This is a genomic window from Halomonas sp. hl-4 (assembly GCF_900215475.1).
Classification (GTDB): domain Bacteria; phylum Pseudomonadota; class Gammaproteobacteria; order Pseudomonadales; family Halomonadaceae; genus Vreelandella.
Genome location: NZ_LT907845.1, coordinates 119233 through 140648 on the forward strand (window position 1 = coordinate 119233; position 21416 = coordinate 140648).

The 21416-nt window shown below is 55.3% G+C and carries 21 protein-coding genes; 13 read left to right on the forward strand and 8 right to left on the reverse strand.

What is annotated here, in order from left to right; all coding sequences use genetic code 11:
- Window positions 1-26 precede the first annotated feature (26 nt).
- From CPH17_RS00685 to CPH17_RS00695, 3 genes are all read right to left on the reverse strand, one after another.
- Window positions 27-1022 carry a DUF2795 domain-containing protein gene (locus CPH17_RS00685; RefSeq protein ID WP_082934212.1) on the reverse strand — a complete coding sequence of 332 codons (996 nt, stop codon included), beginning with the start codon at window positions 1020-1022 and terminating at the stop codon, window positions 27-29.
- A 148-nt stretch (window positions 1023-1170) separates the two neighbouring features.
- Window positions 1171-1650 carry a hypothetical protein gene (locus tag CPH17_RS00690; RefSeq protein WP_074395962.1) on the reverse strand — a complete coding sequence of 160 codons (480 nt, stop codon included), beginning with the start codon at window positions 1648-1650 and terminating at the stop codon, window positions 1171-1173.
- 4 nt (window positions 1651-1654) lie between these two features.
- On the reverse strand, window positions 1655-2515 hold the full coding sequence (locus CPH17_RS00695) for a TatD family hydrolase (protein ID WP_096297821.1): 861 nt from the start codon (window positions 2513-2515) through the stop codon (window positions 1655-1657).
- Between the two features lie 103 nt (window positions 2516-2618).
- Here CPH17_RS00695 and bktB point away from each other — a divergent pair, with 103 nt between their 5' ends.
- Window positions 2619-3806: a beta-ketothiolase BktB gene (gene bktB / locus CPH17_RS00700; RefSeq protein WP_096297823.1), complete on the forward strand. Its 1188-nt coding sequence runs from the start codon at window positions 2619-2621 to the stop codon at window positions 3804-3806.
- 170 nt (window positions 3807-3976) lie between these two features.
- Entirely contained in the window at window positions 3977-5896 is a 1920-nt protein-coding gene (locus CPH17_RS00705; protein WP_096297825.1) for an ATP-binding cassette domain-containing protein, read from the forward strand.
- Between the two features lie 51 nt (window positions 5897-5947).
- On the opposite strand, the gene CPH17_RS00710 is transcribed toward CPH17_RS00705, so the two are convergent.
- Window positions 5948-6400 (reverse strand): universal stress protein, encoded by a 453-nt coding sequence (locus CPH17_RS00710; RefSeq protein WP_074395966.1) that lies wholly within the window; start codon window positions 6398-6400, stop codon window positions 5948-5950.
- A 146-nt stretch (window positions 6401-6546) separates the two neighbouring features.
- Here CPH17_RS00710 and CPH17_RS00715 point away from each other — a divergent pair, with 146 nt between their 5' ends.
- Complete coding sequence (locus CPH17_RS00715; protein WP_096297828.1) at window positions 6547-7077, forward strand: preprotein translocase subunit YajC; 531 nt, start codon at window positions 6547-6549, stop codon at window positions 7075-7077.
- Here the strand turns inward: CPH17_RS00715 and slyA are convergent.
- On the reverse strand, window positions 7057-7509 hold the full coding sequence (gene slyA, locus CPH17_RS00720) for a transcriptional regulator SlyA (RefSeq protein ID WP_074395968.1): 453 nt from the start codon (window positions 7507-7509) through the stop codon (window positions 7057-7059). The genes CPH17_RS00715 and slyA overlap by 21 nt on opposite strands.
- A gap of 73 nt (window positions 7510-7582) precedes the next feature.
- Window positions 7583-8737, reverse strand: coding sequence for a DUF5924 family protein (locus tag CPH17_RS00725; protein ID WP_096297830.1), 1155 nt, complete (start codon window positions 8735-8737; stop codon window positions 7583-7585).
- 210 nt (window positions 8738-8947) lie between these two features.
- Here CPH17_RS00725 and fadB point away from each other — a divergent pair, with 210 nt between their 5' ends.
- Together fadB and fadA are read left to right on the forward strand one after the other, a co-directional pair.
- Window positions 8948-11125: a fatty acid oxidation complex subunit alpha FadB gene (gene fadB / locus CPH17_RS00730; RefSeq protein ID WP_096297832.1), complete on the forward strand. Its 2178-nt coding sequence runs from the start codon at window positions 8948-8950 to the stop codon at window positions 11123-11125.
- A gap of 24 nt (window positions 11126-11149) precedes the next feature.
- Window positions 11150-12328, forward strand: a complete 1179-nt coding sequence (fadA, locus tag CPH17_RS00735; protein WP_096297834.1) for an acetyl-CoA C-acyltransferase FadA — start codon at window positions 11150-11152, stop codon at window positions 12326-12328.
- An 80-nt stretch (window positions 12329-12408) separates the two neighbouring features.
- On the opposite strand, the gene CPH17_RS00740 is transcribed toward fadA, so the two are convergent.
- Window positions 12409-13497, reverse strand: coding sequence for a histone deacetylase family protein (locus tag CPH17_RS00740; protein ID WP_096297836.1), 1089 nt, complete (start codon window positions 13495-13497; stop codon window positions 12409-12411).
- Between the two features lie 111 nt (window positions 13498-13608).
- The gene (locus CPH17_RS00745) at window positions 13609-14070 is read right to left on the reverse strand and encodes a flavodoxin family protein (RefSeq protein ID WP_096297839.1); all 462 of its coding nucleotides are present in this window, start codon (window positions 14068-14070) and stop codon (window positions 13609-13611) included.
- An 81-nt stretch (window positions 14071-14151) separates the two neighbouring features.
- Between CPH17_RS00745 and CPH17_RS00750 the strand changes: the two genes are divergently transcribed.
- The 8 genes from CPH17_RS00750 to sufT all read left to right on the forward strand — a co-directional run bounded on the left by CPH17_RS00750 (window position 14152) and on the right by sufT (window position 21398).
- A complete protein-coding gene (locus tag CPH17_RS00750) occupies window positions 14152-14529 on the forward strand; it encodes a thiol-disulfide oxidoreductase DCC family protein (protein ID WP_074395974.1) in 378 nt (125 codons plus the stop codon).
- A 105-nt stretch (window positions 14530-14634) separates the two neighbouring features.
- Window positions 14635-15111 (forward strand): YbhB/YbcL family Raf kinase inhibitor-like protein, encoded by a 477-nt coding sequence (locus CPH17_RS00755; RefSeq protein ID WP_096297841.1) that lies wholly within the window; start codon window positions 14635-14637, stop codon window positions 15109-15111.
- A 280-nt stretch (window positions 15112-15391) separates the two neighbouring features.
- On the forward strand, window positions 15392-15856 hold the full coding sequence (locus CPH17_RS00760) for an SUF system Fe-S cluster assembly regulator (protein WP_074395976.1): 465 nt from the start codon (window positions 15392-15394) through the stop codon (window positions 15854-15856).
- An 80-nt stretch (window positions 15857-15936) separates the two neighbouring features.
- Complete coding sequence (gene sufB / locus CPH17_RS00765) at window positions 15937-17379, forward strand: Fe-S cluster assembly protein SufB (protein WP_096300868.1); 1443 nt, start codon at window positions 15937-15939, stop codon at window positions 17377-17379.
- Window positions 17380-17453: 74 nt separating this feature from the next.
- The gene (sufC, locus tag CPH17_RS00770; protein ID WP_096297843.1) at window positions 17454-18203 is read left to right on the forward strand and encodes a Fe-S cluster assembly ATPase SufC; all 750 of its coding nucleotides are present in this window, start codon (window positions 17454-17456) and stop codon (window positions 18201-18203) included.
- Window positions 18200-19540, forward strand: a complete 1341-nt coding sequence (gene sufD / locus CPH17_RS00775; RefSeq protein ID WP_074395978.1) for a Fe-S cluster assembly protein SufD — start codon at window positions 18200-18202, stop codon at window positions 19538-19540. Before sufC ends, sufD begins: the two co-directional genes overlap by 4 nt.
- A 14-nt stretch (window positions 19541-19554) precedes the next feature.
- Window positions 19555-20820, forward strand: coding sequence for an aminotransferase class V-fold PLP-dependent enzyme (locus CPH17_RS00780; RefSeq protein WP_074395979.1), 1266 nt, complete (start codon window positions 19555-19557; stop codon window positions 20818-20820).
- Between the two features lie 8 nt (window positions 20821-20828).
- Window positions 20829-21398 (forward strand): putative Fe-S cluster assembly protein SufT, encoded by a 570-nt coding sequence (sufT, locus tag CPH17_RS00785; protein ID WP_074395980.1) that lies wholly within the window; start codon window positions 20829-20831, stop codon window positions 21396-21398.
- The last annotated feature ends 18 nt before the right edge of the window (window positions 21399-21416 follow it).

A 21416-nucleotide genomic window follows, 5' to 3' on the forward strand; every position in this document is an offset into this window, starting at 1 on the left:
CATATATCGCAAATTGAACTGTGTCATCAGCGTATCTCCCCGAGCGCTTTTTGAATATCCGCCATCGTCTCGTACTTTCGGCTGGGTAAGTCGTTTACTACGTCGATAATTTCATCCGCTGCATGGTTGGCCTTGGTTTGCTTTATCAAGTCGGCTTTGCGGCAGGGAAAATCGACCCCCTTGAGTGCCTTGGCGATGCCAGCCGCTGATGCTGTGCCCGAGGCCGCCTTACCGCCGCGCACACCGCCCTTGCTGCGATCGCTTGCCGGCTCCTTGGCCTCTGGCTGCATCTCAGGCTCTGTGAGCTTTCCATCCTTTAAGGCTTCGGTAGGCCACTCGCGTTCTTTCAAGCCTAGCGTTTTAAATAGGGCCGGCTTGCCAGAAATGGAGCATTGCTCTTCGCTTAGGTCGTCATGCGCACCGATAAGTAGAAGCTGGGCGTTCTCGTAGTCGAGCAGCTTGCTATCATCGATCTCTATCCAGCGTTTGTCGGCAAACTTCTCCTCCAGTCGCTTAGGGTAATCCGGCTTGGCATCGGGAAAACCGGGTACATCAAGGGAGGGGTTGCGTACCGATATGATATAGCTTGCCTCGGCAAGAATCCCTAGCGTTGACTGTGCTTTTCCTGGGCTTTTCGGATTAGAAAGCCGATACGCTAGGCGAGAGTTGCTGTCCCGCATGAAGAGTGCATAGCGACCCTCTCCGGCGGGAATAGCTTCGCCCTGCTCCTGTTCGCCTTCAGTCTTGGTTTCGTACTCGAGGGGAGCGAGTGCCTCGCCGATCTCTTTCGGCTTACCCGTCATATCGTTCATTATCCACTCGCGTGAGGTGGATTTGGGCTTGCCCTTAATGATCTCGGGCATGCGCTTTTTACCTACCAGAAACAGGCGAGCGGTAGCTTTGTCGTCCGGCGCCAGCACAACGTGAAGGCGCTGAACATCATCAAGGTTCTGGATCCTTTGCGTATTTACCTTGGGCCGATAAAAGAAATAGATATCGCCTTTCTCAACATAATCCGTCATTTGTCACCTCCTGTGTCAGCATGGCTATGTCGTTAAAACCGTGCCCTCAAAACTGTGCTCAAACACAAGCTACCTTGTTAATTAGCAGAGGTTTTTTTTGATAAGCAAATGTAGACGATTTGTTGCTAAAGCTGACCAATGATAAAACCTACGCGTCTTCTGACAGACGTTGATGCAAAGACAGCATGACTTCCAATTCATGCTCGGGGCGCATTGGCTCTAACCCTAATTCACCAAACGTTTCTCGACGTTGGCGATGCCATTCACTAGGCGTGATAGAGGGATAGAGAACCGATGCCGGGGCTAGCTCGACAAAAGGGTCCAGCCCATAGGTGTCAAAGAGGCGCGCCAATGCCGCTTCATCATCGCCGTTATCACTGGTATACAGCGTAGCGGAGAAGTGGTCGTTCTCAAGCTCTCGGATCACCTCGAGCGGGCTAACCCCCAAGCTCTCCAGTTCTTCGATACTGTAGGCACCCATCGCATTGGTATCTTCTTTGATCCAGCTATCGTCGGGCTGAATCAATGTTTGTTTAACACGCCCATCGGTTAGCGACCAGGCAATGGCTAGGGGTAGGCCATCATCTTCGCCTGTCTCAATGGCAATAAACCCTGGATAATCGGCCACGCTACTACTCCTTTACAGTTTCCGTGGGAAGACGGAAAAATCGTTGGGCGGTCTGTGTGGTTGCAGCCCCCATATCAGCTTCGCTGATGCCACGGCACTCGGCAATCTCTCTCACTATCCAAGGTAGCAGGGCGGGTTCGTGGCGCCGTCCTTTTAACTTTGCCGGTAGGTTACGCGGTAGCAGATAAGGGCAGTCGGTTTCTACCAACAGGCGGTCAAGCGGAATTTCACTGACCAGCGGGCGTAAATGATGCCCACGCCGTTCGTCACAGATCCAACCCGTCAAGCCTATATGCAAGTCTAGATCGAGATAACCAAATAGCGTATCCCGATCAGCGGTAAAACAATGCACGACCGCCTGGCTGATATCGTCCCGCCATGCATTCAGTATTTCGCGCATTCGTTGCCCGGCGTCGCGCTCATGAATAAATAGTGGTAAACCGCTTTCCGACGCCAGGAGGAGCTGGGCTTCAAAGGCCTTTTCCTGTTCCTGGGGTGTCGAGAAGTTACGATTAAAATCCAAACCACACTCGCCTACGGCGACGACCTCTGGCCTTGCATGCAGCGTGGCCAGCTTGCCTGCCACATTGTCGTTCCACTGACGCGCATCATGAGGGTGTATCCCGGCGGTGGCGTAGAGGCCTGGGTAGCGCTGTGCGAGCAAAATTGCTTGCTCAGCGTGCGCAATGTCGGTGCCGGTGACGATCATCGTTGACACCTGCGCTGCCTGAGCCCGCTGAATAACCGCTTCAAGGTCGCGGCCAAAGCTGTCGTGCGTCAAGTTCGCGCCGATGTCGACCAACGGCACGTTTGGGCGAAACTGTAAGGCCTCGGGTAAAAACTCGTCCACGTAAGCGCTAGCCAAAGGTCACTCCCTTCCAAAATCGTAAAGCGGTATTGTAACGGTCTGCGTAGATATCGACTAATTGTGTGGGATGAGAAATGGTGATCGACAACAGGAGATAAGCATGCGATTGGATAACGTGGTGATTGTAGGTGGGGCGCGTACCCCAATCGGTGGTTTTGGTGGGTCGCTCTCCACACTGGCACCGTTTGAGCTAGGTGCGATTACCGCTAGAGAAGCCTTGCGGCGCGCGGGTGTTAACGGGGGGAATATTGATCACTCGGTCTATGGCCACATTATTACGACGGGCCCGCAGGATGCGTATTTGGCGCGGCACATCGCCCTGGAATCCGGTGTTCCTAACGAAGCAGGGGCGTTTAACGTCAATCGGTTGTGTGGTTCAGGCGTGCAGGCCGTGCTGTCGGCGGCCCAACAGATCGTGTTGGGTGATAGCCGCTTAGCCTTAGCGGGTGGGGCGGAATCCATGTCCCGGGGAGCTTACCTGCTGCCGCCTCAAGCGCGTAATGGCATGCGCATGGGCGACATGAGCGTTGATGACCTTACGCTGGGGATCCTCAGCGATCCGTTTGGCAGCGGCCATATGGGCTGCACCGCGGAGAACATCGCAAAGCAGTATGGCTTAACCCGTGAGCAGCTCGATCAATTCGCCTTGGGAAGCCACCAAAAGGCGGCCCGGGCAATTGCCGAGGGGCGTTTTGAGGCACAGATTGTGCCTGTCGAGGTCCGTCAGGGTAAGCAAACCAATATCGTCTCGCGGGATGAACACGTACGCGATGGCGTCCAGCTTAGCGACTTGACTCGGCTTAAGCCCGCGTTTCAAAAAGACGGTGTAGTGACGGCAGGTAATGCGTCGGGCATTAACGACGGGGCGGCGACGTTAGTGCTGGCGCATGCTGATGAGGCCAAGCAGCGTGGTTTATCTCCCCGGGCGCGGCTTCGCGTCGCCACCACGGCAGGGGTTGAACCGTCGCTGATGGGATTGGGGCCTATTCCTGCCGTTAAACGCTGTTTGCAACAGGCGGGGCTTAGCATCAACGACATCGATGTGATTGAATCAAATGAAGCCTTTGCGGCCCAAGCCATGGTTGTCGCGGCTTCTCTTGGCTTTCCGCTAGAAAAACTCAATCCTAACGGCGGTGCGGTGGCCTTGGGGCATCCAGTTGGGGCCACCGGGGCGATACTAATTCTTAAAGCGCTACATGAATTAGAACGCGTCAACGGTGGCTATGGATTGATCACGCTGTGCATCGGTGGTGGGCAGGGAATCGCCCTGCTTATCGAGCGCTGCTAGTCAGTTTGATTTCAATAAATCATGCTCAAAGTCAATCTGTCCCTGGCACTCATGCAGCAAGACGGTGCGGGCCATCATTGGCGACTCCTTTCAAGAGTGAATAATGAACGTTGCCCGCCGAGTACGCGCATGCGTTACACTGTGCGCCTCATCAAGAAGGAGGACACTGCGTGGCCCTGTTACGACTCGAACAGCTGCAACTTGCCTACGGCACCCAGGTATTGCTCGACCGCGCCGACCTCACGGTTGAGAGAGGCGAGCGGCTGGCGTTAGTCGGGCGCAATGGCACCGGTAAGTCCACTTTGCTGAAATTGGTCGCCGGTGAAATCCAGGCAGACGACGGTTCAATCTGGCGCGCGCCGGGTTTAAAGATTGGCGTGTTAGCCCAGGAGCTACCCGACTCCTCAGGGATGACAATTTTTGACATGGTAGCGCAAGGGTTGCCCGAGGCCGGGGAGCTACTTTCCGAATATCATCATTTGATTAACGATCCCGATCCGAACATGAACCGCATGGCGACCTTACAAACTCGCCTGGAAGCGATTGATGGCTGGTCATTCCATCATCGGATCGACGTTGTACTTACCCGGCTAGGGCTGCCTCCTGAAGCCGAAATGAGCGCGCTCTCCGGTGGTTGGCGCCGTCGCGTGGCGTTGGCCCGTGCGCTGGTCGCTGAGCCCGACCTGTTGCTTCTTGATGAGCCGACCAACCACCTGGACCTGGATACGATCGCCTGGCTTGAGGAACAGCTGCTGGCGTTTAACGGTGCGGTGTTATTGATTACCCACGACCGGGCATTCCTCTCTAAGCTGGCCACTAATATCTTGGAATTGGACCGGGGCAAGCTGGGTCGCTATCCCGGCAATTACATTGACTACCAGGCGCGTAAACAACATGAGCTGGAGGTGGAAGCCCGGGAAAACGCCGAGTTCGATAAAAAGCTGGCGCAGGAAGAAGTCTGGATTCGGCAGGGCATCAAAGCGCGCCGGACGCGTAACGAAGGCCGGGTCAGGGCGCTTGAGGCCATGCGTAATGAGCGCAGTCAGCGCCGCGAACGTCAGGGCACCGCTAATCTGGCGGTGGACAGCGGCGAACGTACTGGCAAGCGCGTCGTCAAGCTTAAAGGTGTGACCCAGCGATTCGGCAATGACACCATTATCCGTGACTTGAACCTTGAGGTGATGCGTGGCGACCGGATCGGCTTCCTGGGGCGTAACGGCGCAGGCAAAACAACGCTACTCAAGATATTGCTTGGTGAGATTGAGCCCACGGAAGGCACTGTCCAACTGGGCACCAACTTGAAGGTGGCTTACTTTGACCAGCTACGCGCGGGGCTTGAGTTAGAAAAAACCGTATACGATAACGTGGCGCAGGGGAGTGACCGCGTCAGCGTGGGCGGCAAAGATCGTCACGTGATGAGTTATCTACAAGATTTTCTGTTTACACCTGACCGCGTACGCCAGCCCGTGAAAGCGCTTTCGGGCGGGGAGTCCAATCGACTGTTGTTGGCTAAACTCTTTACCCAGCCGGCCAATGTGCTGGTGCTTGACGAGCCAACCAATGATTTGGACATGGAAACTCTGGAGCTGCTTGAAGAGCTACTGCTCAACTTTGAGGGCACGCTGCTGCTGGTATCTCACGACCGGACGTTCATGGATAACGTGGTCACCAGTATGCTGGCGTTTGAAGGTGAGGGCGTGGTGCGCGAATACGTGGGCGGCTATACCGACTGGATTCGTCAGGGAGGAAAGCTGCCACCAGCGCCCTGGGAAGGAGCTGCTAGGCAAAATACTGAGCCAACTTCAGATGCACCTAAAGAAAAGCAAAGCTCCACCTCGGTGGCCTCGGCAAATAAGCCGGTAAAATTATCCTATAAGCTGCAGCGTGAGCTGGATGCGCTACCCGCTGAGATAGAGCAACTGGAAAGCGACGTCGAGGCACTGGAGCAGGAAGCTGCCGATCCGGCGTTCTATCAGCAGGAAGCCAGTGCTGTGACGGCCAAGCTGCAAGCGTTAGAGCAGGCACAGGAGGCTTTGGAAGTGGCCATGGAGCGTTGGATGGCGCTTGAAGCCATGGCCAGCGGTGAGTAAGCGTCATATTGAAGGTGCCGGCGTTACTGGCACCTTCAATGTCATCGGGAATTATTCGTCGCTTTTTTCGCCTTTCTTGCCTACGCGAACCGCCAGCACGTCGCACTGCGCGCCGTGCAGTACACCGGTCGAGGTAGAGCCTAACAGCAAGGCAAACCCATGACGCCCGTGAGAGCCTACGACAATCAAGTCGACTCCATGCTCCTCGGCAAAGCGGTGGATTTCTGTATCCGGCATGCCCACCACCACGTGTTGATCTGCCTCAGCAACGTGGGGAGCCGCGATGTCGGCTAGACGTTTCTTGGCGTGATCATCCAGCTGGTCCTGAATGCTGGTCAAATCCATCGGTATATCGCCGCCGTAGGCGAAACCGAGCGGTTCAAGCGTATGCATAATGGAAATTTTGGCACGGTCATTGCGTTCAGCAATTGCAACGGCGCGCTCCAAAATTTTATGAGAATCCTTGGTCAAGTCGACGGCAACCAAAATATGGTGATAGCTCATGGCGTATCTCCTCAGTGAGTAACAAGCAGTATTCTCTGTCTAATGCCCTCTACTTTAAGTGGCGTGCCTTATCTTAACAACGACCTAGGTCATGGTTTTTATGCGCTCTGGATTCAAGTGTGGCTTAGTTTGAAGGAAATGTAGAAATGGAATGGTTAATTATTGTCTTTATTATGCTGTTTGTGTTGGCGCCGGTTATGTGGCTTAAGCCAAGCTCACGGCAAAAAAGAACCATGGCAATGCGCCTGCATGCCAGTCGTAAAGGGGTAACGATAAAAGAGGAAAAACCGCCGCTTCATGCGTTTAGAGGCACCATGCCCGCTTATCGTTGGCTCTATCCCCAGCAGCAGCCTGGGCCTGATTTTGTGCTTGTCCGCGACCAGCATGCCAGCCAGGAACTCGAACCCTATTATGCTGGCTGGCGTTGGCGCATCGCGCCGCTAAGGCCTATTCCGACCAACGCTGAAGCGCCACTTAAGGCGCTGTTAGAACGTTTGCCGCTGGATGCGTTGGTGCTTGAGTCGACGCCTAATTCACTGACTCTTTGGTGGTGGGAATCGCAGAATGCGACGCGCTTTGATACCTATCTGAATGATTTTAATCAATTGCGCGATCAACTGTCAGGGCAGGCGGATCGACTTCCTCATGACCCCATGTCAGGAAACCGCCTCCTGTAAATCCCGTGCTTGAATGGCGAGGCCATTTTTTTCAATGCGTTCTAGCCATTCGCCTAGTTGGTCTAAATCCGCCTCTGAAAGGCCCTCAAACATTTCTTTTCGGGCTTCCTTGGCCACACTGTCGATTTGCTCAAGCAATGGCATAGCGGCTGCCGTCAGGTAGATACGTTTACTGCGGCGGTCGCTATCACAAGCGCGACGCTCCACCAGCCCTTGTTCTTCCAGTTGGCTAAGGGTGCGTACCAGCGAAGGGGCTTCGACGCCTATTGCACGGGCTAGATCGCACTGAGGTTGGCCGTCGCCCAGACGCCAGAGATGATAAAGCGTCACCCAACGCGTTTGCGTGAGCCCCAGGGGGGCTAAACGTCGGTCCAATATCGAACGCCACAGATGAGGCAGGCGAGCAATGCGAAAACCAATTGATGATGCCATGATCAGCTAGTTACCAGTCAAAATGAATAGATGGATTGTCATAATCTCGAGCGCTGAATGCAAGACACGATGATCATTCCTCGTCGTTTTGGTCAGCGTCGCGATCACGACCGGCAATAAAACGTTGAAGATTCAGCCGACTTAAGCCTGCTGGGCGAATTTGACTGTCGGCTATTGTTGCCTTCTCGGCGTCTTCGCTAACGGTAAAGCGAATCAGGCCTAACCGCTGGCCACTATCCGTCATAATATCCACGCGCCATTGACCGCTTGGATCGTCGGGAAAGTTCAGCTTGTGACTCCATGCGCGGTAGCCCTCTTCCCGGCCTCCGTTAATATCCAGGTCGACGACGTCCAAAGGCTCGCCATTGTGATGCCAAACATGAGAAATCGTTTCACTCAGGCCCCGTGGCGCGCGAATGGCCGTGTAGGCATATAGGCCATCCTCTTTGATTGCCTGAGGGGTTAAGGCGCTTGATCCGCTGGGCGCTCGCTGTTGAATATTCAATGCGGGTGAAAGCGCACTACCGGTCATCCACAAGCTGGCCGGTGGCACCCAAACGCGACCAAACCAAGCCAAACCCGCCAATAACAACATCATCGCTAGTAACGAGAACCAGCCACTAAACGAATGTTGCTTTAGCAAGTGCCAAAAGCTTGGTAATGCTACGACCACTGTCGTCGCAATGGCCAACAATAAGCTCTGTCCAGTGGTTAGATGCAGCATGATAGGCAGCGTGACAAGCACCACCAAAAATACGCACAGCGCATGGAACAGAAAGTAGAGGCTGCGCCAGCGATCGGCAATCTTGAAGTAGATGGGGTCGATAATCGATAGCACCGCCATCGCCACCACTAATAGGGCAAATAGGCTTTGTCCACTGTTCCAAACGGTGGTGATTAAAATAAATGGCAGTGTAAAAAACAACGTTTCCTGGTGGATCATTTGGGCAATAAACGCGGCGACCCCTTTGGGGAGCGTTGGATATCCGCGGTTAGCGAGCCAGCGGCCCACTAAACTTTCTGAGAGTAGCAATAGCCAAGCAAACACCAGTCCCAGCGCTAGCGCTGCGCCTAACCATTGCTGCCGATCCACGAGAAAGAAGCTACCTAAGCCTGCCGAAAACGCCAGGGGAGGCCATAGCCAAGTCCAAGGTTTTAAACGAATGACGAGTCGTTCAACGAACGATTGCAGCTTGGCGATGCGCGCCTGTGTGAGCAGCGTGCCCATAACAAAATAACCCAGGTGATCAAGGAGCCATGATCCTAACAGTCTGAACGCATAGCGGGGAGCACTGGTCGAAGAAGTTTACATAATTAGCCGAAAGTCAGGGCTTGACGTTCTTGGGTAACTCAACCAAGCTTACGCAATCAAACGACCGTATGAAATGCGTGGCGTGTCCCAGTCATGGGCCAGCCCGAACTTGTGGAGAGAGCGCGGATGATCTATCAAGGCAACGCCATCACGGTGGAGCGTCGTGACACCCAAGGTGGCAATGACATCGCAATGCTCACTTTCGATTTGAAAGATGAGTCCGTCAATAAACTGTCCAGCGCCGTAATAACAGAGCTGGCAGACGCGGTAAAAGCACTTCAAGCCGAAAGCGGTTTGCAAGGGTTAGTGATTGGCAGTGCCAAAGAGGCCTTTATCGTCGGTGCCGACATTACCGAATTTCACAGCCTGTTTGATAAAGGTGAAGAGTACCTAGTGGAAATGAACCTCAAGGTACACGATATTTTTAATGCCATCGAAGACCTGCCTTTCCCCACCGTAGCGGCGATTAACGGCTTGGCGCTGGGCGGCGGCTGTGAAGTGCTGCTGACCACCGATTTCCGCGTGATGAGCGAAAAGGCCAAGATTGGCCTGCCGGAAACCAAGCTGGGCATTCTGCCGGGCTGGGGCGGCTGCGTGCGCCTGCCGCGGCTGATCGGCGCCGACAACGCGATCGAATGGATCGCCGGCGGTACGGAAAACCGAGCCGACGCTGCGCTCAAAATGGGGGCGGTCGATGCCGTCGTCGCCCATGAACTGCTTGAAAGCGCTGCTCTGGATATACTTGATCGCGCCAACAGCGGTGAACTTGACTATCAAACGCGGCGTGAGGAAAAGACAAGCCCGCTAAAGCTCAACGCCATTGAGCAGATGATGGCGTTTGAAACCGCCAAGGGCTATGTGGCGGGAAAGGCAGGGCCGCATTACCCCGCGCCTGTTGAAGCCATCAAAGTGATTCAGAAGGGCGCGGGCGAGACCCGTAGCCGGGCTCAAGCAATCGAAGCGAAGGCCTTTGCCAAGCTGGCACTCAGCAGCGTAGCGTTTAATCTTGTCGGTCTTTTCTTGAATGACCAAGTGGTCAAGAAAAAAGGCAGCAAGTACGAAAAGCAGGCGCAGCCGGTCAACCAGACCGCGGTGCTGGGTGCGGGCATTATGGGCGGCGGTATCGCCTATCAGAGTGCTTCCAAAGGCACGCCCATCCTGATGAAAGATATCAAAGACGATGCCATTGAGCTGGGGCTCAAGGAGGCGCGTAAGCTATTTGCCAAGCAGGTAGAGCGTAACAAGCTGACCACCGAACAGATGGCTGAGAAGCTCACCAATATCCGCCCTACACTGTCTTACGGTGACTTCGGCAACGTCGACCTGGTGGTCGAGGCCGTGGTCGAAAATCCCAAGGTCAAAGATGCCGTACTCACCGAAGTTGAAGGTTTGGTGAGTGAAGACACCATTCTGACATCCAACACCTCGACGATTTCGATCAATCGTCTGGCGCAGAACCTCAAGCGTCCGGAAAACTTCTGCGGTATGCACTTCTTCAACCCCGTGCACCGCATGCCGCTGGTGGAAGTGATCCGCGGTGAGAAAACCTCGGATGCCGCGGTGGCTGCCACGGTCGCCTACGCGCGGGCCATGGGCAAAACGCCGATCGTGGTCAACGACTGCCCTGGGTTCCTGGTCAACCGAGTGCTGTTCCCGTACTTCGGTGGCTTTAGCTTCCTGGTCGAGCAGGGCGCCGACTTCCAGCACGTCGACAAGGTGATGGAGAAGTTTGGCTGGCCGATGGGCCCTGCGTACCTGCTGGATGTGGTCGGCATGGATACGGCGGTTCACGCCAATGAGGTCATGGCCGAAGGCTTCCCTGATCGTATGGCCCGGGATGGCAAGACCGCCATCCAGGTCATGTACGACAACGAGCGACTCGGCCAGAAGAATGACAAGGGCTTTTACGCCTACGAAGAAGATAAAAAGGGTAAGCCCAAGAAAGTCAGCGACGATCAGGCTTACGCATTGATCAAAGACGTCGTCAAAGAGCAGAAGGAGTTTTCCGACGAGGACATCATTGCCCGCATGATGGTGCCGTTGTGCCTGGAGACCGTTCGCTGCCTGGAAGACGGGATTGTCGAGACGCCCGCTGAAGCCGACATGGCGCTGATTTACGGTATCGGGTTCCCGCCGTTCCGCGGTGGCGCACTGCGCTACATCGACGCCATGGGCGTGGCCGAATTCGTCAAGCTGGCCGAAGGCTTGGCCGAGGAGCTGGGGCCGCTGTACGCGCCTACCGACAAGCTGCGTCAAATGGCTGAAAACAATGAATCTTTCTATGCCGCTGGCGCCCAGGCCTAAGTCACCACGTACAGGAGAAATATGATGAGTTTTAATCCGAGAGATATCGTGGTGGTCGACGCCGTACGCACCGCCATGGCAAAAGCCAAGAACGGCGCGTTTCGTCACGTGCGGGCAGAAAATCTATCAGCGGCCGCCATGCAGGCATTGTTTCAGCGCAATGCCAACCTGGATGCCTCAGAAGTCGACGATGTGATCTGGGGCTGTGTGAACCAGACGCTTGAGCAGTCGATGAACATTGCGCGCAACGCCGCCATCATGACCGGCATTCCTCGCTCGGTACCGGCACAGACCGTTAACCGTTTGTGCGGCTCTTCAATGAGCGCGCTGCACATCGCAGCGGCCAATATCAAAGCCGGTATGGGTGATTTCTACATCATCGGCGGCGTCGAGCATATGGAACACGTGCCGATGACCCACGGTGTTGATGTTAACCCCGCGGCCAGCAAGCACGCCGCGAAAGCTGCCATGATGATGGGCTTGACCGCAGAGCTGCTGGGCAAGATGCATGGTGTCTCCCGCGAGGATCAGGACAAGTTCGGCGTGCGCTCGCACCAGCGTGCCCAGGCGGCGATGGAAAAAGGCTATTTTGACAACGAGATCATCGGCGTTGAAGGTCACGACCAGCAAGGCTTTAAAGTCATGGTTAAAAACGACGAAGTGATTCGTCCGGATGCCAGCTTGGAGTCAATGGCTAACCTTAAGCCGGTGTTTGACCCGCGCAACGGTACCGTGACTGCAGGCACGTCTTCTGCGCTGTCGGTAGGCGCCTCGGCGATGGCGGTGATGAGCTATGAGCGTGCCCAGGCATTAGGGCTTGAACCCATCGCCAAAGTGCTGTCTACCGGCGTTGCCGGGTGCGATGCGTCGATTATGGGGTATGGCCCGGTGCCTGCTTCCAAAAAAGCCCTAAAAGCCGCTGGTCTATCCGCGACCGATATTCAGACAGTGGAACTGAATGAGGCGTTTGCTGCGCAGGGCATTCCCGTGCTGAAAGACCTCGGATTCCTGGACGCCATGGACGAGAAGGTCAACCTACACGGCGGCGCCATTGCGCTAGGCCACCCGCTGGGTTGCTCGGGGTCGCGTATCTGTACCACGCTGCTTAACGTCATGCAGCAGCGCGACACCACGCTGGGGCTTGCCACCATGTGTATTGGTATGGGGCAGGGGGTTGCGACGGTGTTTGAGCGTTTGAAGTAAGCATCGCTTAAGTAAGAAAGTAAAAACGGCACCTCTCGGGGTGCCGTTTTCATGTCCGCAGCGTTATTTGAGACGTGGCCTTACTCTGTTTGAAAAGCCGTGCGGTGGAAGTCCGCCGCCGCTTGGACTTCGGCAATACCGCAGGTATCGGGCACCGGCACCGTGTTGCCCGCCAATACCGCAAGGACAGCTCGCGTGCCGTTGGCCAGCGATTCCAGATTATAGCCGCCTTCTAGCACGAAGACCAAGCGGCCATCGCAGTGCTGTTCCGCAAGTTGTTGTAAAAAGCCGGTTAACGCGCCAAAGCCTTCATAGGAAACATTCAGCGCTAAATCGTGCCAGTGCGGGTCAAATCCGGCGGAGACGAGAATAATGTCCGGCTGAAACCACTCGGCCGCCGGTGCCAGGATGTCGCGAAATGCCTTGAGGAATGCCTCGTCGCCTGCACCCGCGGGCAGCGGGACATTGATGGTGGTGCCTTCACCCAGCCCAGCACCGACTTCTTCCAGATGTCCCGAGCCTGGATAAAAAGGTGCGGCGCGGTGTATATCGAAAAACATCACATTGGGTTCGGCCCAAAAAATATCCTGGGTGCCGTTGCCGTGGTGAGCATCCCAATCAACGATCAACACTTTCTCGCAGCCTAATGCGCTGCGCGCATGGGCTGCTGCGACGGCGACATTGTTAAATAAACAGAAGCCTCGTGCACGAACCGGTTCAGCATGATGGCCAGGCGGCCTTATGAGGGCAAATGCGCTCTTGGTGCGTTTTTCCATGACGGCTTCGACGGCGGCAATCGCCGTTCCGGCGGCGACTTCCGCTGCATCGACGCTGCCGGGTGAGACCGCTGTGGTATCCACATCCAGCCAGGCATTTTTACCCCTTAAGCTAAAAATGTCGCTCAGATAGGAGGTCGTGTGTACCCGGGCTAACTGTTCATGAGTGGCGGCTTTTCCGCCCTCGATGATGAGTCCTTCAATGGGTGATTTTTGAAGCAGCTGTTGAATAGCGCCTAGCCGCCCTGGATGTTCCGGGTATTTCCACGGAACGGGCAGTCCGTCGAGTAGGTGGCGTATCCGCTTATCGATCCGATCAGGTAAAAAATCGGCGTCGATGTTAGGTTCGTGGGCAAGAACGCGATCATCATAAAATGCGATGACGTTGTGCATAATAGCTACCTGAAATACATACGTTGGCTGATAGCAAGTGCACGAGTGGTATGAGGTGTTACCTCACACGACAGGCGCATGCTTTTTTACAGTAAGGCAGGCTTAGCGGCGTTATACAATGCCATTTTCCAGGCTAAGCGCTAAATACAGGCTCAACTCTTCCACCTGCGTTACAAAATCATCCTGCCAATCTCCTTGTAGAATAAGCGGCTCCTGGGCCCACCGCCAGCGCAGCCCGGTTACAATGCTTTCAACCGCTCGCCGCGTGCCGGTACCGTCGAGCCCGGCACGAATATAAAGCGCGCAAGGCAGGCCCTGTTTTTCCTCCAATACGCCGTAGTAGCTGCGGTCGAAAAAGTCTTTGAGTGCACCGCTCATGTACCCCAGGTTTTCTGTGGTGCCTAGTAAAATGCCATCACAGGCCATTACATCGTCTGGCCCGGCCTCAAAAGGTGTCTTGACCACGCAGCGCACGTTTTCAAGGTCGACATGCATCGCGCCACGGTAAGCCGCGTCGCAAAGCGTCTGTGTGTTGGGCGAAGGCGTATGAGCAACGATGAGCAGCTGTTTCATGAGAGATAGCCTGCGGGGTTGAGGTTTGCGTCGTATAAGTGACGTGCCACACTAGCTAATAGCTTAGCCAAGAGAGCCTATATGCCGACAAACGCCATGATCAACGTGTATTACGATGCGATTTGCCCAGGCTGTCGCAAAGATCGACGGCGTTTTGAGCGCTGGGCGGGCAAGCGTGCAAACGATATTGCTTGGTGTGATGTGACCGAGCACCAAGCGCAACTGCGGGAAAAGGGGATATCCCCCGAAGCCGCTTTACGCTCATTACATATCGAGCATGCCAATGGTCGTATTATTGAAGGTATTGATGCCTATCGATTACTCATGCAGCGTATACCGTTATTGTACCCCGCCGCGTGGCTAATCGGATTGCCGGGAGTTAAGCACGCACTACGTCGTTATTACGACCACTGGGTGAAGCAGCGTTTGAAGCGTGAAGGACGCTGGCCTCCTCAATAACTCAGTTCACCGCGTCGCTCGCCTGACTGTCAGGCCACATTGACAGCGCGGCACTTTTCTACAAGTCTTTTGACACCTCTTCACTAGATGATTAAGGAGAAAAATATGGCGTTTGCCCTATCCTCAATGCTCGTCACCAGTAGCGCCTTTGCCAACCATCAGGCGATCCCCGATAGGCATGCTGCCGAGCATGAAGACGTATCGCCGGCGCTTGCATGGCAGGGTGCTCCAGAAGGCACCAAAGGCTTTGCCGTTGTTTGCCACGACCCTGATGCACCGCTGGTCAAAGAAGGCACCTACGGGTTTGTTCACTGGGTACTTTACAATCTGCCGGGTGATCTCAACGAGCTAAGCGAAAATACCGCGCTAGGCACTGCGGGCGCCAATGATTTCGGTAAGCGAGGTTATGGTGGCCCCATGCCTCCGGAAGGCCACGGCAATCATTACTACTATTTTTGGGTGCTAGCGCTTGATCATCAAACGGCCCTACCCGAAGGGCTGACGCTGGCAGAGCTGCTACGCGAAGTTGAGCCGCACCTGCTAGGCATGAATCGCCTGGTTGGCACCTACCAACGCAACTAATACCCCCGCACGACTGGAGCATTTCATTCAGTCCGTGTAGGCTCCATTGCTGTCTTGTTTAAACCCGCGAACCCTCTCGCGGGTTTTTTGTGCTCAGCAACTTGATAGTTTTCTCAAATGATAATGATTGGCTTTTTTGATGTCATCGGCCGCGAACGTGCCACGAAATAACGCAATTTGATAAGGATTTTGCTTAAGGGCTTCACATCAATTTTATACAGGACTAAAATGGTCCCCAATTAAACGGATAGGCCAAATGCAACGGCTAATGGGAGTCGACATGCTTAAGCTTTCTCGGCTGACAGACTACGCCGCTGTGGTGATGGCGCAAATTGCCCGTCAGCCACAAGCATCGCATGCGGCGGCTGATCTGGCCGAAGCGGTTCAGTTGCCTCACCCCACGGTGAGCAAAACGCTCAAAATGCTCGTTAAAGCAGGACTTCTTGAGTCACAACGTGGCGCCCAGGGAGGCTACCGGCTTGCTCGGCCTGCCTCCCACATCACGGCGGCCGATATTATTTCAGCGATTGAAGGGCCTGTGGCAATGACCGAATGCAGCCAGGCGGAAGGTGACTGCGAGCTTGTTGCTACCTGTGGCGTGGCGGATAACTGGCAGCGAGTGTCTCTCGCGATTCGTACGCTGCTTGAAAGTGTGACGCTTGCACATTTGGCCGACACCACACCGATCAAGCTACCCGTACAGCTACCTATTCAAAGTATAAGTCTATCGGCAGTGACTGCATAACCAGCATGACCGATACAGGCACTTATCTCTTATTGACGGCGAGCTAACCTCGCCACCCAACTGCCCGGAGGGTAATGACCATGGCAAGCGAAGAAATGGAACAGTTGGTTCGTCGCGATTACAAAGAAGGCTTTGTAACAGATATTGAAAGCGACACCCTGCCACCTGGCCTGGATGAAAACACCATTGCCTTTATTTCCAAAAAGAAAGGCGAGCCGGAGTGGATGCTGGAGTGGCGTTTGGAGGCGTTCCACAAGTGGCAGGAAATGAAAGAGCCGTCCTGGGCGCATCTCGATTATCCGCCGATCGATTACCAGTCGATCTCCTACTTCAGTGCGCCCAAGCGTCCTGAGGACCGTCCTCAGAGCCTTGATGAGGTCGACCCCAAGCTGCTTGAAACCTACGAAAAGTTGGGTATTCCCTTGCATGAGCGCGCCGCCCTGGCAGGGGTTGCGGTGGACGCGGTCTTCGACTCGGTGTCGGTGGCCACCACCTTCAAGAAGCAGCTCGGCGAGGCTGGCGTTATTTTCTGTTCGATCTCCGAAGCGATCCGTGACTACCCGGAACTGGTCAAACAGTACCTGGGTACCGTGGTGCCACAGAACGATAACTATTTTGCGGCGTTGAACTCTGCGGTGTTTACCGATGGGTCGTTTGTCTTCGTTCCGGAAGGCGTGACCTGCCCGATGGAGCTTTCGACCTACTTCCGGATCAACGCCGCCAATACCGGTCAGTTCGAGCGCACCTTGATCATCTGTGAGAGCCGTGCCCAGGTGTCCTACCTGGAAGGCTGCACCGCGCCCATGCGTGATGAGAACCAACTGCACGCGGCGGTGGTTGAGCTTGTGGCGCTTGATGATGCCTATATCAAGTATTCCACGGTGCAGAACTGGTACCCAGGCGATGAAGACGGCAAGGGCGGTATCTACAACTTCGTGACCAAGCGTGGCGAGTGCCGCGGTGCGCGTTCGCGGATCAGTTGGACCCAGGTTGAAACCGGCTCGGCGATTACCTGGAAATACCCGTCCTGCATCCTGCGCGGCAAGGATAGTATCGGCGAGTTCTACTCGGTCGCCGTTACCAACGGTCGCCAGCAGGCCGACACCGGCACCAAGATGATCCACGTCGGTGAGGGCACGCGCTCGTATATCGTGGCCAAAGGCATCTCCGCTGGCAGGAGCGACCAGTCTTACCGCGGCTTGGTGAAGATCGGCCCCCGCGCCAAGGGTGCCCGCAATTTCACCCAGTGCGACTCGCTGCTGATCGGTGACAAGTGCGGCGCGCATACCTTCCCGTATCAGGAGATAGGTAATAGCACGGCCAAAATCGAGCACGAGGCGACCACGTCCAAAATTGGTGAAGATCAACTGTTCTACTGCCAGAGCCGGGGTATCACCGAGGAAGACGCGGTCAGCATGATCGTCAATGGCTTCTGTAAGGATGTATTCCAGGAGTTGCCAATGGAGTTCGCGGTCGAGGCTGAAGCGCTCCTGAACGTAACCTTGGAAGGCGCGGTGGGCTAATTGCTCCCGCACAACACCAGATAACTTTTATGAGTGTCGCGCAAGCGGCTCGCAAGCATTTGAAGGGTTTTACTATGTTGGAAGTCAACGATTTACACGTCACCGTCGAAGGCAACGAAATTCTTAAAGGCCTTTCTCTGACGATCAACGAGGGTGAAGTGCATGCCCTGATGGGTCCTAACGGCGCGGGTAAATCCACGTTGTCAGCAGTGATTGCCGGAAAAGATGGCTACGAAGTCACTCAGGGCAGCATTACCTTCAAAGGCCAGGACGTGCTGGAAATGGAAATTGAAGAGCGCGCCCAGGCAGGCCTGCTGCTGGGTTTCCAGTACCCGGTTGAAATCCCGGGGGTGAAAAATATCTATCTACTTAAAGCAGCGCTCAACGCGCAGCGCGCTGCGCGGGGTGAAGAGGAGCTGCCGGCGCCTGAGTTCATGAAGCTGGTAAAAGAGAAGCTTGGCTTGATGAAGATGGACGCCAGCTTTCTTCAGCGTGCAGTTAACGAAGGCTTTTCTGGCGGTGAGAAAAAGCGTAATGAAATTCTGCAAATGCTGGTGCTTCAACCCAAGCTCGCCATGCTCGATGAAATTGACTCAGGTCTCGATATCGACGCCATGAAAGTTGTTGCCGACGGGGTCAACAGCCTGCGCGCCCAAGATCGCGCGATTCTGCTAGTTACCCACTATCAGCGCCTGCTGGATTACATCGTACCGGATAAAGTGCATGTACTGGTCGATGGCCGCATTGTTAAATCCGGTGATGCGGAACTTGCCAAAGAACTGGAAGCCAATGGCTACGAAGGCATTGAGGAGTCTGCGGCATGAGCGATACGCAAACGTTCTTGGACACGCTAAAAGCGCGTAGCCAACAGCGCGAAGCAGAGCCAACCTGGATTGCCGCCCGCCGTCAAGCAGGCGCGGCTCGCTTCGAGGCCATTGGCTTTCCTACGCGCCGCGATGAAGAGTGGAAATATACCGATGTGCGCGCCATTGCTCAGGGTAACTTTGCTTTGGCGGAAAGCGCTGAGTTTTCCCAGGCCCAGGCAGCCGCGCTGACGCTGCCCCTGGATGCCTATCGCCTAACCTTTGTCGACGGCGTGTTTTCTGCCGCGCTTTCCGATCTGGAAGCCCTGCCCGATAGCGTGCAGGTTGTGCCGCTCTCTAAAGCGCTTAATGACAACCATGAAGCTGTTGGTGGTCCGCTTGGCCGCCTAACCAGCGTTGATTTTTCCGCCTTCGCGGCGCTCAATACGGCGTTTATGGAAGAAGGTGCCGTGGTGCGTATTGCACCGGGCACGGTGGTTGAAAAGCCCATCTTGCTGCAGTTTCTTTCCCGTGCGGGTTCGCCGGTCATGAGCCACCCACGCATCCTGGTGGAAGCGGGCGGTCGCAGCGAAGCAACGCTGATTGAGCATTACGCGGGTGAAGCCGATGCGGCTAATTTCACCAATGTGGTGGCTGAATTGATGCTGGATCGTGGGGCTATTTTAAACCACTACAAGCTTCAGGAAGCGCCGCTGGGCGATATGCACGTGGCCAGCATTCACGTGGAGCAAAACCGCGACACTCGTTATAGCTCCTACAACCTGAACCTGGGTGGGGCGCTGGTGCGCAACGACCTGATCAGTGATTTAAATGGCCAGGGTGCAGAAACCAACTTCCTGGGTCTTTTCTTTGGTCAGGGCCGTCAGCACGTGGATAACCACACCAAGGTTAACCATAATGCGCCGCTGACGTTCTCCAACGAGAACTACAAGGGCATTCTGGATGACCGTGCCCATGGCGTGTTTAACGGCAAGGTGTATGTGAAGCGCGACAGCCAGAAGATAGAAGGCTTCCAAAGCAACCAAAACCTGCTGCTTTCCGACCGCGCTCACATCGATGCCAAGCCCGAGCTTGAGATCTATGCAGACGACGTCAAATGTTCGCATGGCACGACCACCGGCCAGCTCGATGAAGAAGCGATTTATGCGCTACGTACCCGTGGCATCGACGAGGCCACGGCCCGCGGTTTGTTGACGCTGGCGTTTGCCGGTGAAGTGCTGGATCAGGTAGCGCTGGATGCCGTGGCCGAGCGCGTAGAGCTTGCCGTCGCCGGTAAATTGCCAGAGCGCTTTAACCTTGCCGGGTTGGTAGAAGCAGCGGTTGCGCTCAACGACTAATCAAGGAGCTATCGATGCCCCATACCGTGATTGAGACGCCCTTGGAGCAGGTTAGCGCACGCTATGACGTGGCCGCCCTGCGCCGGGAATTCCCGGTGCTTGGCCGGGAAGTTAACGGCAAGCCGCTGATCTACCTGGATAACGCGGCGACCAGCCAGACGCCACAGTCCGTAATTGAGGTGTTCAGCGATTATTATTCGCGCTACAACGCCAATATTCACCGTGGCTTGCACACCCTGGCAGATGAAGCCACCGCTGCGTTTGAGGGGACGCGTCAGCGAGTTAAAGGGTTTCTCAACGCGGAAGACGCACGCCAGATTATCTTTACGCGCGGGACTACCGAAGCGATTAATCTGGTAGCGCAAAGCTGGGGGCGTACCCAGTTGCATCCAGGGGATGAGGTGTTGATTTCGATGTTAGAGCATCACTCCAACATCGTCCCCTGGCAACTGTTGGCGGCCGAGCGTGGATTTACCATCAAGGTTATCCCTGTGGACGAGCGCGGTGCGCTGGACATGGGCGCCTACCAAGAGCTATTAAGTGAGCGCACCAAGCTGGTTGCCGTCAACCACGTGTCCAATGCTTTGGGCACGATCAATCCCGTTAAAGAGATGGCATCGCTGGCCCATCAGGCTGGCGCATTGATCCTCATCGATGGTGCTCAGGCCGCGCCGCATCAACCAGTGGATGTACAGGACATCGATGCTGATTTCTATGCCTTCTCGGGGCATAAGGTCTACGGGCCTACCGGCGTTGGTGTTCTGTATGGAAAAAAAGCCCTGCTGGAGGCGATGCCACCTTGGCAAGGCGGCGGTGAGATGATCGATACCGTCTCCTTTGACGTTGGCACTACCTTTGCTGCTATTCCACACAAATTCGAGGCAGGTACACCAGCGATTGCCGAAGTGATCGCTTTAGGCCGCGCCCTTGAGTGGATGGAAAGAGTCGGTGTTGAGGCCATAAGTGCCTGGGAAAGCGTATTGCTTAATCACGCCACCCAGGCAGTCAGCCAAGTCGAAGGGCTGCGTATCCTGGGCACTGCGCCAAACAAAGCGGGAGTGCTGTCTTTCGTGGTAGACGGGGTCCATGCTCAGGATATTGGACTGTTGATCGACCAGTTGGGCGTGGCGATCCGTACGGGGCATCACTGTGCTCAGCCGCTCCTGCATCATTTTGGGGTAGAGGCAACGTGCCGGGCGTCGTTTGCCGCGTATAATACTCTGGAAGAGGTAGATACGTTTGTGGCGGCGCTAAATCGCGTCATCGGTATGGTGCGCTAAGGGAGCTTATGGATATCGAGCAAGTAGCCAGTCTGCAGCGTGGGCAAAGCTTACCGCTTCAACGCGATGTGGAGGCGATCGCAATTCCGTTTGGCAGCACTGAACAGCTTGCGGAAGACAGCGTTGTCAGCGTCATGCAAGCGAAGGGCAGTACGGTCAGTGTTGGCTTTGAAGGGCGGTTGTTTTTAATTGAGGGCAGTAACCTTGATGCGTTAGGGCTCCCGCCGCTGCCTCGGCCGACGCTGCACGAGAACGCTACGGAAGACGAAATCGAACAGTTCGTCTGGGATCAGCTGCGGACGTGCTTCGACCCGGAAATACCGGTCAATATTGTCGATCTGGGGCTGGTTTACGGCTGCCGAATTGAGCGGCTGATCAGCGGAGAGCGTATGGTGACCATTCGCATGACGCTCACCGCCCCCGGCTGCGGCATGGGCGATGTTATCGCCGCCGATGCGCGTAATAAGATTCTAGGCGCGCCGCAAATCAGCAAGGTGCATACCGAGATTGTCTTCAGCCCGCCCTGGAGCCGTGACATGATGAGCGAAGAGGCGAAGCTTGAGCTGGGTATGTTTTAACCGCGGGACGGTACGCTA

Excerpts from the sequence above, each read along its gene's own strand:
- CPH17_RS00685 (WP_082934212.1), bottom strand. The coding sequence starts at position 1,022 with ATGACGGATTATGTTGAGAAAGGCGATATCTATTTCTTTTATCGGCCC.
- bktB (WP_096297823.1), top strand. The coding sequence starts at position 2,619 with ATGCGATTGGATAACGTGGTGATTGTAGGTGGGGCGCGTACCCCAATC.
- CPH17_RS00710 (WP_074395966.1), bottom strand. The coding sequence starts at position 6,400 with ATGAGCTATCACCATATTTTGGTTGCCGTCGACTTGACCAAGGATTCT.
- CPH17_RS00715 (WP_096297828.1), top strand. The coding sequence starts at position 6,547 with ATGGAATGGTTAATTATTGTCTTTATTATGCTGTTTGTGTTGGCGCCG.
- slyA (WP_074395968.1), bottom strand. The coding sequence starts at position 7,509 with ATGGCATCATCAATTGGTTTTCGCATTGCTCGCCTGCCTCATCTGTGG.
- CPH17_RS00725 (WP_096297830.1), bottom strand. The coding sequence starts at position 8,737 with ATGGGCACGCTGCTCACACAGGCGCGCATCGCCAAGCTGCAATCGTTC.
- fadB (WP_096297832.1), top strand. The coding sequence starts at position 8,948 with ATGATCTATCAAGGCAACGCCATCACGGTGGAGCGTCGTGACACCCAA.
- fadA (WP_096297834.1), top strand. The coding sequence starts at position 11,150 with ATGAGTTTTAATCCGAGAGATATCGTGGTGGTCGACGCCGTACGCACC.
- CPH17_RS00740 (WP_096297836.1), bottom strand. The coding sequence starts at position 13,497 with ATGCACAACGTCATCGCATTTTATGATGATCGCGTTCTTGCCCACGAA.
- CPH17_RS00745 (WP_096297839.1), bottom strand. The coding sequence starts at position 14,070 with ATGAAACAGCTGCTCATCGTTGCTCATACGCCTTCGCCCAACACACAG.
- CPH17_RS00750 (WP_074395974.1), top strand. The coding sequence starts at position 14,152 with ATGCCGACAAACGCCATGATCAACGTGTATTACGATGCGATTTGCCCA.
- CPH17_RS00755 (WP_096297841.1), top strand. The coding sequence starts at position 14,635 with ATGGCGTTTGCCCTATCCTCAATGCTCGTCACCAGTAGCGCCTTTGCC.
- CPH17_RS00760 (WP_074395976.1), top strand. The coding sequence starts at position 15,392 with ATGCTTAAGCTTTCTCGGCTGACAGACTACGCCGCTGTGGTGATGGCG.
- sufB (WP_096300868.1), top strand. The coding sequence starts at position 15,937 with ATGGCAAGCGAAGAAATGGAACAGTTGGTTCGTCGCGATTACAAAGAA.
- sufC (WP_096297843.1), top strand. The coding sequence starts at position 17,454 with ATGTTGGAAGTCAACGATTTACACGTCACCGTCGAAGGCAACGAAATT.
- sufD (WP_074395978.1), top strand. The coding sequence starts at position 18,200 with ATGAGCGATACGCAAACGTTCTTGGACACGCTAAAAGCGCGTAGCCAA.
- CPH17_RS00780 (WP_074395979.1), top strand. The coding sequence starts at position 19,555 with ATGCCCCATACCGTGATTGAGACGCCCTTGGAGCAGGTTAGCGCACGC.
- sufT (WP_074395980.1), top strand. The coding sequence starts at position 20,829 with ATGGATATCGAGCAAGTAGCCAGTCTGCAGCGTGGGCAAAGCTTACCG.